The sequence below is a fragment of the Neptuniibacter sp. QD57_21 genome (genome assembly GCF_047778075.1).
Lineage (GTDB): Bacteria > Pseudomonadota > Gammaproteobacteria > Pseudomonadales > Balneatricaceae > Neptuniibacter.
On record NZ_CP180549.1, the window covers coordinates 800,509 to 812,856 of the forward strand.

A 12,348-nucleotide genomic window follows, 5' to 3' on the forward strand; every position below is an offset into this window, starting at 1 on the left:
CGATGTTTGATTTATTCTTTTGTTGTGATAGCTCTCGGGGAGAGTTCCTACAGGGGGGGGGCTAGTAGGAGGCTTCCTTTTATGGCCTTAGGTTATTAGTGCTAGTAATTGAGATTGTAGGAAGCCGCCCTGCGTGGAAATTTGTTTCTCTTCAGGAGGCCTAAGGGCCAGTCGCTCACGGGGTGGGCTCCTACAAGGGTCTTTTTCCTAAAATGTAGGAATTATGCCCAGAAACGGCTTACTTCAGAGCATACGATGAAGTGAGGGTTTAGCAATGTATCTTTGCGCGTGTTGTAGATGAGCGGTTTCATATCTTGAGTGCTAAGTACTTGTCCGCCTGCTGCTAACACGACAGCGTGAGCGGCTGCGGTATCCCATTCACTGGTTAGGCCTAAGCGAGGGTATAGATCGGCTTTACCTTCAGCAACCAGGCACAATTTTAGGGAGCTGCCCATAGCGATAATGTCTGCTTCTGGAAGCTTCTCCATGAAGGTTTTGAACTCTTCAGATTGGTGAGAACGACTACCTACAACCTTCCAGCCTGTGTTTACTGAAGGGGCAGCCTTAACAGTGATAGGCGCGGGGTCTGTTGATCCTTCTTGTTTAAAAGCGCCTTCGCCTTCAGCTCCCCAGTACAAAGCGTCAATAGCTGGTGCGTAAACGACGCCAAATACAGGCTGACCAGATACGACAAGCGCAACATTGATCGTGAATTCACCGTTTTTCTTGATGAATTCTTTGGTGCCATCCAGAGGGTCAATTAGCCAGTAAGTATCCCAGCTAAAACGATCTGTTTGTTCGTTGGCGTTTGATTCTTCTGATAATACGGGAATTTCTGGTGTTAGCGCGTTTAATCCCTCAACTAGAATCGTATGTGCCGCTAAATCTGCTTCTGTTAGCGGGCTACTGTCAGATTTGTCATAAATAGCAAAATCTTTTTTATAAATTTCCAACACAGCTTGTCCTGCTTTGCGGGATAACTCATTTATAGGTTGTGCATATTGTTCTAGGTTGTTCATTAGTCTTCCTTGCTAAAAATTCCAGATAAGAGGGATTAGTGTTATGCAGCATATGGCTGTGATAAAACTCATCGGTAGGCCAATTTTTAAATAGTCTTTGCTGTGGTATCCACCAGGGCCCATGACCATAAGGTTCGTTTGATAGCCTATAGGTGTAATAAAGCTTGCTGAGGCTGCGAACATAATTGCGATCACAAACGGCAAATAGTTAACACCTAATTGCTCTGCCACTGATATTGCAATAGGAAACATCAGAATGGCAGCAGCGTTGTTGGTGATTAGCTCTGTAAAAACGACAGTTAGTAAGTATAGGAGTGCTAAAACTATCCATGGTGATAGGTCGTTACTGAACAATATACTGCTGGCTATTGCATCGGCTGCGCCTGTTTTTGTCATAGCTGCACCGAGGGAAAATGAGGCTGCTATAACTGTGATAACTGTAAAATCAATATTACGGCGGGCTTTAATAATCGAAACGCATTGGGTAACAACCATGGCGCCTGCTGCTAAAAAGGCGCTTTCTAATATGCTGAGTAGACCGCTGGCACTTAAGAAAATCATACTCATCAAAATTAAAAGTGCTGTAGGAGCTTTATTAAAAACAGGAGGCGTTGAGTCGTTGATTGCGCTAACTAATAAAAAGTCTCTTCGGGATCGGTATTGACCAATAAAATCTTGGCTTGTTTCCAGAAGTAAGGTATCGCCAACCTGTAGGCGGATATCACCAATTTTTCCATCAATACGTTGGCCGTTTCTAGAAACAGATAAAATTGCCGCTTGGAAGCGAGTGCGGAAACGAGAGTCTTTGATAGATTGTTCTAAGCCAGCGAACTCGGGGCCGATAACTGCCTCTACTAAGCACCGTTCATGGTGGGTGATTTGTAGCATTTCTACATCGCCATTGGCTGGGATGAGGCCTCGGAAATGACGAATTTCTCGGGCGCATTCAGGCGCGCCTACGAAGACCAATTCGTCACCTGCAAGTAGCTCTGTGTCTGGAGATACGGCTGTAATAATACGGGATTGTCTATATATCTCTACCAAGTAGCCATAGGTTAAATTTCGTAAGCCGGCCTCTTCGATTGTTTGATTAACCAGAGGGCTATTTTCTTCGACAATAACATTTACGCTGTATTCGCGCACAAGATCTAATTGTTCTACTGCACCTTGGCGGTTAGGAAGTAATTTATCGCCAATTAGATAGAGAAAGCTGCCACCTAAAATAACGAGCGGTAATCCGACCCAAGTTAGGGAAAACATACTCAATGCATGGTCTTTGGTAGACTGAAGTAAGCCGTCTATCACCAGATTGGTACTGGTTCCAATAAGGGTGCATGTGCCTCCTAGAATTGCTGCATAGCTAAGCGGTAGAAGCAATTTTGAGGCTGAAATTCCTTTACGTTTCGACCAATCTTGGATGGATGGAATAAACATCGCAACTACAGCAGTGTTGTTCATGAACGCACTGAGGATGGATGAAGGTATGAAAACTTTGAGTGTAGCCTTGGGTATGGTTTTAGGATTCCCGAGAATGCGGCCAGCTATCCACTGAATCGCCCCTGTCTCTTTTAATCCTGCGGCAACAACGTATAAAACTGCAATTGTCATAACGCCTGGGTTTGCAAACCCATACAACGCTTCGCTTGGTGTCAAAATGCCTGAAATAATCAAAAAACATAAGGCAGCCATAAAGATGATATCGGAAGCCAAGCGCGTACATATTAGCGTGCCTAAAACCAGTATCACAGTGGCGATCGTTAGGTAAGCTTCATATTCCATTATGTTGAGATTCTATCCAGAAATTGGTGTGGCGAAGTTGATGTGCATTTGGGGACATAAATAGTTTTATATCTGCCTTGATGGACTATCTTGTTATACGTAATATTACAACTGATTAAAACTTGAGCTTGTGCGATGAGTAGCAAAGATCGATCTTCTAAAACAGCCGAGATGTTAAGAAAAAAAGCTGTTCTGATGAGGTTGCAAAAGCAAACGCTTGAGCAGATTCATGTTGAAACAGGCCTGAGCCATCCTACCATTATTTCGGCATATAAAAAATTCTTAGAAGGTGGTTGGCAGGCAGTTTTATCAAAAGAGAGTGGTCGGCCTATCGGTATGAAAGGGTTGAAAAATTATACTGCAGAAGAGGCTTTTCAGTATTTATTGTCCCACTCTTACTTTGATATGGATCTTAGTGGGGAAAAAACGCTCTGGAATACAGAAAAAGTAAAGCAGTGGTTTGAGGAAAGCTTAAAAGAATCACTGTCTCTAAAGTCTGTACGTAGATATCTAAGTGAAGTAGGTCTTTTAGAAGAGGAAAAGCCAGAGATATCTCGAGATATAGTCCTCAATGCGTCTTCGTTTCCTAAAAGGGTGTCGGTTTTTATAGCTGGCTTGCGTGATATTGTTGTTGAAGGTCAGCGTTATTACCAGCTCTACATAACCGATTTACGTAATAGTAGTCAGTGGGTCCATTTTTCGTACAAGCCTACAACTAAAGAGTTGATTGAATTTTTTGAATTGCTATTAGGTACGGTCAAGCAAGCTGTAGTTATTAGTCGTTTTTCATACATCCACAAGCACAGTGAATTTTGTAGGTGGTCTAAGTTACGCAATAAACAAATAGAATTTATTCCCTATGAGCAAGTAGTTCCTCATAAAAGTGGAGTGCTAATGGGGGCAGGGACTTTAAATGTTAAAAAGAGCGAGCCTTTTAAAAAAGGTGCGCTTTCAGGAGAAAGTATGCCATTAACACATTTGCAGCGTCTGGAAGCTGAAAGCATTCAGATAATGAGGGAGGTTGTTGCAGAGACTGAAAATCCTGTGATGCTGTATTCGATAGGGAAAGATAGTGCTGTAATGTTACATATTGCGATGAAGGCTTTTTATCCATCGCTTCCCCCATTTCCTTTGCTACATGTTGATACAACTTGGAAGTTTCAGGATATGTACACCTTTAGGGATAAAGTGATCAAGGATCTGGGGTTGGAATTATTGGTCTATACCAATCCTGAGGGTTTAGAAAAAGGGATTAATCCTTTTACTCATGGCTCAGCAATTCACACTGATATTATGAAAACGGAAGCATTGAAGCAGGCTTTAGATAAATACGGCTTTGATGCAGCGTTCGGTGGTGCACGTCGTGATGAGGAAAAATCTCGTGCGAAAGAGCGTATATTCTCATTTAGAACCGGCGATCATCGTTGGGATCCTAAAAAACAAAGGCCTGAGATTTGGAAGCAATATAACGCTAAAAAGCATAAAGGAGAATCAATCCGAGTTTTTCCTATTTCAAACTGGACTGAATTAGATATCTGGCAGTATATCCATTTGGAAGGTATTCCTATTGTGCCGTTGTATTATTCTGCTGAGCGTCCTGTGGTTGAGCGTGATGGTTCTTTGATTATGGTTGATGATGAGCGAATGCCTTTGAATGAAGGTGAGATCCCAATGATGAAGCATGTTCGTTTCAGAACGTTGGGTTGCTATCCGTTAACAGGAGCTGTTGAGTCAAGAGCGACAACTTTACCTGAAATTATTCAAGAGATGTTATTGGCTAAAACTTCTGAAAGGCAGGGGCGAGTAATTGATCATGATTCTGCTGCATCTATGGAAAAGAAAAAGCAAGAGGGATACTTTTAATGGCACATGTATCGGGCCTGATTGAGAATGATATTTCTCAATATCTTCAAGAGCATGAGTATAAAAGTCTTTTGCGCTTTATTACTTGCGGTAGCGTGGATGATGGAAAGAGTACGTTAATTGGTCGCTTGTTGTATGAATCTAAAATGTTGTTTGATGATCAGTTAGCGGCAGTAGAGTCTGACTCAAAGAAGTACGGTACCCAAGGTGAATCAATCGACTTTGCGCTATTGGTTGATGGGCTAGCAGCTGAAAGGGAGCAGGGCATTACGATTGATGTTGCTTATCGTTTTTTTTCCACGGATCAGCGTAAATTTATTGTTGCAGATACTCCTGGGCATGAGCAATACACTCGTAATATGGTGACAGGTGCATCAACTGCCGATGTCGCTATTGTTATGGTTGATGCGCGTAAAGGTGTGTTGACGCAAACTCGCCGTCATAGCTATTTGGTATCTTTAATTGGTATCCGTCATATTGTAGTGGCGGTCAATAAGATGGATCTTGTTGAGTACTCCCAATCAGTTTTTCAGAAAATTATTGAGGATTATCAAACGTTTGCCAAAGAAGTGGGCATTGACAAAGTTACCTTTATCCCTTTGTCTGCCTTTAAAGGCGATAACATTACAACGCCAAGTAAACACATGGATTGGTATCGCGGCACTACTTTAATGGGTTATCTAGAGTCTGTTGAGGTAGATATTGATAGGGCTGAACGGGCGCCATTTAGAATGGCTGTTCAGTGGGTTAATCGACCTAATTTAGATTTTCGTGGCTTTTCGGGGCAGATCTCAAGTGGTGTGGTCCATCCAGGGGATAAAATCCGAGTGCTGCCTTCGGGTAATGAAAGCAAAATCTCTAAGATAGTTACTCTGGATGGTGATCTAGATCGTGCGGTAGCTGGCCAGTCTGTCACGCTAACACTTGAAGATGAAGTGGACATCTCGCGAGGTGATCTGCTAGTTGAGTCTGCAAATCCTGCTTCTGTGGCTAAGCAATTTGAAACGGTAATTGTTTGGATGAATGAAGAGCCTTTACTGGCTGGGCGTACTTATCTGATTAAGGCTGGGACGCAAACCTGTTCGGCTACTATTACAGATATCAAATATCAGGTGAACGTTAATACGATGGAGCGTACCGCCGCTAAAGCTCTTGAGCTTAATGCTATTGGTGTTTGTGCGATTAGCTTAGACAGAGATATTGCCTTTGATCCATATAGGGATAACCAGGATACAGGTAGTTTTATATTAATTGATCGTCTGAGTAACGGTACTGTTGGGGCCGGGATGATTAATTTTGCTTTACGTCGTAGTCATAATATTACGATGCAGCATGTGGATGTTGATAAGGCAGAGCGTGCGGGCCTGAAAAATCAAAAGCCTTGTATTTTGTGGCTGACAGGCCTTTCGGGTTCAGGAAAATCGACGATTGCTAATTTGGTCGAGCAAAAACTCTTTGCTATGGGGCGACATACCTACCTGTTAGATGGTGATAATGTGCGTCATGGCTTGAATAAAGATCTTGGTTTTACGGACGGTGATAGAGTAGAAAATATTCGTCGTATCGCAGAAGTTTCAAGCTTAATGCTTGATGCGGGTTTGATTGTCTTGACTGCATTCATATCGCCATTCAGTTCTGAGCGCCGAATGGCTCGCGAATTAGTTGGTGAGGGTGAGTTTATTGAGGTCTTCATCAATACACCGCTTGATGTGGCTGAGCAACGCGATGTGAAAGGGCTTTATAAAAAAGCGAGAAAGGGTGAACTTAAAAATTTCACTGGTATTGATTCTCCATATGAAGCACCAGAGAATCCAGAGTGTGATCTACGTACTGCAGGTTACAGCGCGGATGAGTGTGCAGATCAAGTAGTGCAATATCTCAAAGATAATGGTTATCTGGGCTAGAGGTATTCAGATTAACTAGAGCTCTCTTTCCTCATAGCTATTTCTTAGTTGTTCGGAATGAGGGCTTTTTTATTGGTGTTTTTATTCTAATAGGTTTTAGATGTATTAATGTGAGCTTTTTGTTTTAACTTTGTCTTTGTTAAAGCTCGGTTGGTATATGAAGCGGGAGATTGCTCCCATTGGGGGGGAATTGAAGCTTATAAAGGGAAAGGGTACCGACATCCTTGTCGGCTCCTTATCTTCCCTGATCAGAATGCAGAGGCCTTCATCCCTGAAGGCTAGGGCCTTCCCTGACCTCTCTGCTGTTAAAGATATTAAGTTTATCGGTCGAGTAAATATATAGGAAATATTCCTAATTTTTTTGTTGGGTGGTTGTAACCCCTTTGATTGAAGGCCGTGACGGTTAAAGTGTTACTTGTCTAATAGGTCTTTGCGTCTTTAAGTTTCGGTCGATACAATTCGGGAAATTCTTAACCAATTGATAGGTTTAGTTGTGCGAAGCCCTCTTCTTTTTTTACTGCTTTTATTATCTACATCTGTATCTGCTGTCGAGTATTTGGTTGTGACAAGTGACAGCGTCAGAGTTCGTGCACAACCCGGTTTAAACGGTCGTAGTATGCTGATGCTTAATAAGGGGCATTTAGTTATCAAAATGGAAGAGCAAGGTGAGTGGACGCGTATCTATTTCACAGGGAAAGAGGAAAAAACCGGAAAAACAGAAGGTTGGATGCATAGTTCATTTTTAAAAGAAGAAAACAAGCTGCAGCAGCAGGCAGTACCTGAAAAGTTAAAACTAGAGGTAATAGCTGCTGAGTTAACCTGCGAAAAGATTATTGGTGCCGAAATAATTCAGGGTTGTGATCTGCATTTTCAGTATGAGTTACTTCAAAGCGCCGACCTTAAATCAATTAAGGTTGGTTGTAGTGCTGAGTTGGTGGCTAGAGCGCGGAGTGGGGATTTAATTCCTGTTCCAGTAAATCAAACGCTGGATCATTCAGTAGTCGAACAGTCTGATACTTACTCTATGCATATACTTATGAAGGCAGATGTGTCCTATGAGTTAGAGCAAGTGAATATAGAAGGTAGTCGGTGTCAGCTTGTGGGGTACCTATAGGATCAGGTTTTATTGTTTACAGCGTGGTTGCTCGCTTAGCTTATTTACGTGGAGATACTTCTTTCGCTGTTTTTAGTGTTATTTTAGTGAGTGCAAAGCATAGAAACATCGCAAAAATTACTCCGCTAGCATTTGCGAAAGCATCCCAGGCTGAAAAATGACGAAGGGGGCGTAGTATTTCCTGAAAATACTCTAAAGAATAGGATAATAGTAAGCACACGCTCCAATAGATTAAGTGTGGCGCTTGGTAAAGAGCGAACCTCCCAAGAAAAGAGACAACAAAGAATGCAATAAAGTGTCCTACTTTATCTGAGTCTTCAAATAATCTTTCTGGAGGGGTGCTTCTAAAAATGCCATATAAAAGCGCTGTGAGGGCTAGTATGAATAAGATTCTGATTAGGGTTTTATATTTTTTTATAAAGGCGCTGTTCACTTCTGGTTCTCTATTCTTTGGGGCTATTAGGCCTTTAAAGGCTTGTTGGAATGTTTTTGGCTGTTAATTAGTTGCTTGGAAGAGGGAGTAGGTTCCTCCCTCGCAGAAAATAGTAGAAGTGATTGCTGTTATCTGCCTACACCGTAGTAAGTGAACCCTAAGCTTTTTAATAGCTCTTTATCAAAAATGTTTCTGCCGTCAATGATAAGCGGTTGGTTCATCTGATTGAGGACTTCATTATAGTCAGGGGACCAGTATTCAGGCCATTCGGTCAGTAATAGAAGACCGTCGCTGTCTTTGAGGGCATCGTATGGGTTTTCGAAGTAAATAAGATTGCACTGATTGCCAAAGTGCTCTCGGATGTTATTCATAGCTTCTGGGTCGTGTATCTGCAGGGTGCAGCCTTGTGCTAGTAACGTATCTATTACTTTGAGGCTTGGAGAGTTGTCTATACTTGCCGTACCTGATTTGAATGAGAGGCCCCAGAGTGTAATTGTTTTTCCTTGAAGGTCGCACGAGTAATGGCGCCATAGCTTTCGGAAAGGTTGTTCTTTTTGCTTTTCATTTTCAGTCAATACAGTATCAAGCAATTTTGAATTTCGGGCTTCGGTCATCAAATCTGATAGCGCTTCAATATATTGTTGAAAATGTAAACCGCCAAACCCGCAACCAGGATGGAGATAGTGAGGCCCTATGCGAGGGTCTGTAATCATAGCTTCTCGGATAACTTCTATATCAACTTCTAGTTGATCGGCAAGATTGGCAAGCTCATTAATGTAGCCTAAACGTAAAGCAAGCATTCCGGTGTTCGCAAATTTTGTGAACTCTGCTTCTTTACAAGACATGATCATCCACTGTTTTACCGATTGGCTGAAAGGGCGCATTAGGGCTTTGATATTTAGTAAAGCCCAATCATTTGTGCAGCCAAGTATAATGGTTTGTGGCGATTTGTAATTATCTAAGGCTGAGCCTTCTGCGAGCATGTCAGGTATGTAGCTGATAACTTGGTTGTTTGCTTCGTTTAGCTGGCTCTGTAACTTATCTGAACTACCTACACCGAAATTAGATTGGTTAATTATCAGGAGATTAGAAGAATGTTGATCGCTAAGGCGGTTAACTAATCGTTCAGCTGTTTTGAATTGATCTGGGTTAAGCGCAAGAATATGGTTTGAAGCGTGAGCAATACCATCAGTATCGGAGCCTATAGTGAGTCGGCCACTGTGTTGAGCATCGGAAATAAGTTGTTCGAGGTTGGGTTCATTGCTTACTTTGAACTCAAGGTCTTGTTCGTTAGGAAATTCATGTTCATTAGGGACCAATAAGATATTGTTGCCGCTTTCTGCGAGAGCTGCCGCAGAGGTCCATGCTAGAAGTTCGTTACCCCAAATGGTGATTTTCATTTTACCTCTCCCTTGGACGCAATGTGGCTGAGTAGGCCGTTTGTAGAGCTATCAAAGTTAGGTTTGCCGCTATTGGTGTCAAACGCATTTAACAGAGAAGTGGCTACTTTTTTACCAAGTTCTACACCCCATTGGTCAAATGGGTTTATGTTCCAAATTACGGATTGGACGAATACTTTGTGCTCGTAGAGTGCTATCAGTTGTCCAAATGTGAAAGGTGTTAGTTCATCTAGCATGATGGTTGTGCATGGCTGATTGCCTTTATAGCGTTTATAAGCTGGAGCACTTGCTGCTCCTTGAAGAACAGAGTCTCCGAGCGCAAGGATTCTCGACTGAGCGAGGCAGTTTGCTAAATTAAGTTGGTGCTGATGTTGTAACTCAGAATTGCCGGTTTCATGATACCGGCGTGCGGATACAATAAAATCACACATGACAGCCTCAGTTCCTTGATGGAGTAGTTGATAAAATGCGTGTTGTGCATTTGTTCCGACTTCTCCCCAAAGAATGGGGCAGGTTTTATAGTTTACGTTGTTGCCATTTCTATCGACAGATTTTCCGTTACTTTCCATCTCAAGCTGTTCGAGGTAAGCAGGTATGTGACTTAGTCGTCCGTCATAAGGAAGGATGGCATGAGCATTAATATTTAGAAAGTTGATATTCCATATACCTACCATCGCAAGCAAAACTGGTAGGTTTTCCTCAAAGTCGGTAATTCTGAAATGTTCATCCATTTCATGTGCGCCGGCTAGAAGTTCTTTGAACCCCGACATTCCTAACTTTAATGCAATTGGGAGGCCTATAGTTGACCACATGGAATATCGCCCACCTGTCCAATCCCAAAATTCAAGTTGATTGCTTTTTGGAATGCCCCATTCAAATACTTTATGCGGGTTGGCGGATACTCCGATAAAGTGACGTGCTACCAGAGTTTCCTCGCTTCCTGAATTGCTTGCTTGTTTTAACCATTCTTTAGCTGTTTGCGCATTAGCCAATGTGTCTATCGTTGTGAATGACTTGGATGAGATGATGAAAAGTGTGCGCGCAGGATTGAGCTGGTCAAGTAAGTCTGCGAGTTGGCTGCCATCCATAGACGAAACAAAATGGACTTTTATTTTGCGAGCAATATTGGGGCTATTCTCCGATAGCGCTTTGCACGCCATAAATGGACCTAAATCGGAACCGCCTACGCCAATATTTACAACAGTGTCAATTGAATGGCCTGTATAACCTCTCCATTGCCCAGAATGAATTCTTTTAACGATTTGTTCCATTCGAGCTAGGTTGTCATGCACTTCGGTTACAATATTTTTACCTGCTAAAGGTATAGAAAAGTTCGCTGGAGACCGCAGTGCTGTGTGTAAGGCGGGCCTGTCTTCAGAATCGTTAACATGCTCTCCTTGGAATAATTTTGATATCCAATCGGAAAGTTGTTTTTCCTCAGCTAATTTTATTAGCAATGATTTAGTTTCAGGCGTGATTCTTTGTTTGGAAAGATCGAGTAGTAACTCTTGCTGCTCAAAAGTAAATTGATTAAAGCGATCCGGCTCCTGTGTGAACAGTGTGCTTATATGTGATTGAGACATATTATTGGCATGGCATTTGAGGCTGTCCCATGCCGCGGATTCGGGTGATGACATCAGTGTTCCTTAGTTTGTGCTAATCGCTAATCCAGTATTTTACCCATCATTTTTGTTTTGGGTGAAATATATCCTTGGATATCTCTGATACAACTGGAGGTATCTTTCTTTTTGAGCTTAGTCCCCTAGGGGTTAAGCAAGGCCCTTACTTTTAATTACTCGGTAAGTGGGCGTCTAGCGTTGTTTTATAAAGCTAGGCGCCTCTCGTGTTGGCCTTTAAAGGTTAAGCTCTTTTATAAAGCTTTTAAGGCTGTCAGCGGTTTCAGTGTGCTGAAGACCGTAAGCAACATTTGCTTGCAAGTAGCCAGCTTTATTCCCGCAGTCGTAAGTTTTCCCGCTCATGTGGAATGCTTGCAGTTTACCTTCTTTAAGGTAGTCAGCCATTGCGTCTGTTAGTTGGATTTCTCCGCCTGCACCAGGCTTAGTGTCCTTCAATAGCTCCATGATGCGAGCAGGGAGTATGTAGCGGCCATTGATTGTGAGGTTTGAAGGTGCTTCATCAATTGGCGGTTTCTCTACCATGCGAGAAATATCCGCGGATTGTCCGGCAGAAATATCAATGCCTGAACAATCAACTACACCGTAGCGGTCGACGTGTTCCATAGGAACTGGCTCAACCATGATTTGGCCGCAACCTGTCTTTTTATATGTATCTACCATCGCCGATAGGTCGGCTTGCGGCAGACCGTGGCAATTAATAAGCATATCTGGGAGTAAGACCGCGAAGTCTTCATTCCCTATGATTGGTGCAGCGCAAAGAACGGCGTGACCTAAGCCTAGAGCTTTGTGTTGACGAACAGCACTGATGGAAACATCCGATGGAATAATGTTTTGGACTGATTCTAGGATGGCTGTTTTTCCTTTACGCTCTAATTCGGCTTCGAGTTCGTAATGGCAATCGAAATGGTCTTCTATAGAGGCTTTGCCTGAACGTGTAACCAATACTATATCTTTAATCCCTGCGGCTACAGCTTCCTCAATAACGTGTTGTATCACAGGTTTATCTACAACGGGCATCATCTCTTTAGGAATGGCCTTACTTGCTGGGAGTACTCGTGTGCCTAAGCCCGCTACGGGGATTACAGCTTTGGTTACTTGATTTGACATCCTTTTGTGTGTCCTCTGAGTGTTAATTCCATAAATGTTAAATAGTAACATGGCTTTGTTACAGTAATTAAGATAATTAGTTAAAGCTGCTA

Annotated in this window: 8 protein-coding genes; 3 read left to right on the forward strand and 5 right to left on the reverse strand. The window is 42.4% G+C overall.

The features are described from left to right. Positions 1 to 221: 221 nt before the first annotated feature. Complete coding sequence (gene cysQ / locus ACMXYS_RS03440; protein ID WP_415897585.1) at positions 222 to 1,019, reverse strand: 3'(2'),5'-bisphosphate nucleotidase CysQ; 798 nt, start codon at positions 1,017 to 1,019, stop codon at positions 222 to 224. 12 nt (positions 1,020 to 1,031) lie between these two features. Continuing rightward, positions 1,032 to 2,798, reverse strand: coding sequence for an SLC13 family permease (locus tag ACMXYS_RS03445; protein ID WP_415897586.1), 1,767 nt, complete (start codon positions 2,796 to 2,798; stop codon positions 1,032 to 1,034). Between the two features lie 963 nt (positions 2,799 to 3,761). Here ACMXYS_RS03445 and cysD point away from each other — a divergent pair. The 3 genes from cysD (at position 3,762) to ACMXYS_RS03460 (ending at position 7,679) form a co-directional block, all read left to right on the forward strand. Then, on the forward strand, positions 3,762 to 4,661 hold the full coding sequence (gene cysD / locus ACMXYS_RS03450) for a sulfate adenylyltransferase subunit CysD (RefSeq protein WP_415898230.1): 900 nt from the start codon (positions 3,762 to 3,764) through the stop codon (positions 4,659 to 4,661). Next, positions 4,661 to 6,565: a sulfate adenylyltransferase subunit CysN gene (cysN, locus tag ACMXYS_RS03455; RefSeq protein WP_415897587.1), complete on the forward strand. Its 1,905-nt coding sequence runs from the start codon at positions 4,661 to 4,663 to the stop codon at positions 6,563 to 6,565. Before cysD ends, cysN begins: the two co-directional genes overlap by 1 nt. A gap of 493 nt (positions 6,566 to 7,058) precedes the next feature. Beyond that, positions 7,059 to 7,679 (forward strand): SH3 domain-containing protein, encoded by a 621-nt coding sequence (locus tag ACMXYS_RS03460; protein ID WP_415897588.1) that lies wholly within the window; start codon positions 7,059 to 7,061, stop codon positions 7,677 to 7,679. 561 nt (positions 7,680 to 8,240) lie between these two features. Here ACMXYS_RS03460 and ACMXYS_RS03465 read toward each other — a convergent pair. The 3 genes from ACMXYS_RS03465 to galU form a co-directional block, all read right to left on the reverse strand. After that, on the reverse strand, positions 8,241 to 9,512 hold the full coding sequence (locus tag ACMXYS_RS03465; protein WP_415897589.1) for a nucleotide sugar dehydrogenase: 1,272 nt from the start codon (positions 9,510 to 9,512) through the stop codon (positions 8,241 to 8,243). Beyond that, positions 9,509 to 11,149 carry a glucose-6-phosphate isomerase gene (pgi, locus tag ACMXYS_RS03470; RefSeq protein ID WP_415897590.1) on the reverse strand — a complete coding sequence of 547 codons (1,641 nt, stop codon included), beginning with the start codon at positions 11,147 to 11,149 and terminating at the stop codon, positions 9,509 to 9,511. The genes ACMXYS_RS03465 and pgi overlap by 4 nt, the downstream gene beginning before the upstream one ends. Before the next feature lie 216 nt (positions 11,150 to 11,365). After that, positions 11,366 to 12,256, reverse strand: a complete 891-nt coding sequence (gene galU, locus ACMXYS_RS03475) for a UTP--glucose-1-phosphate uridylyltransferase GalU (protein WP_415897591.1) — start codon at positions 12,254 to 12,256, stop codon at positions 11,366 to 11,368. Positions 12,257 to 12,348: the final 92 nt, after the last annotated feature.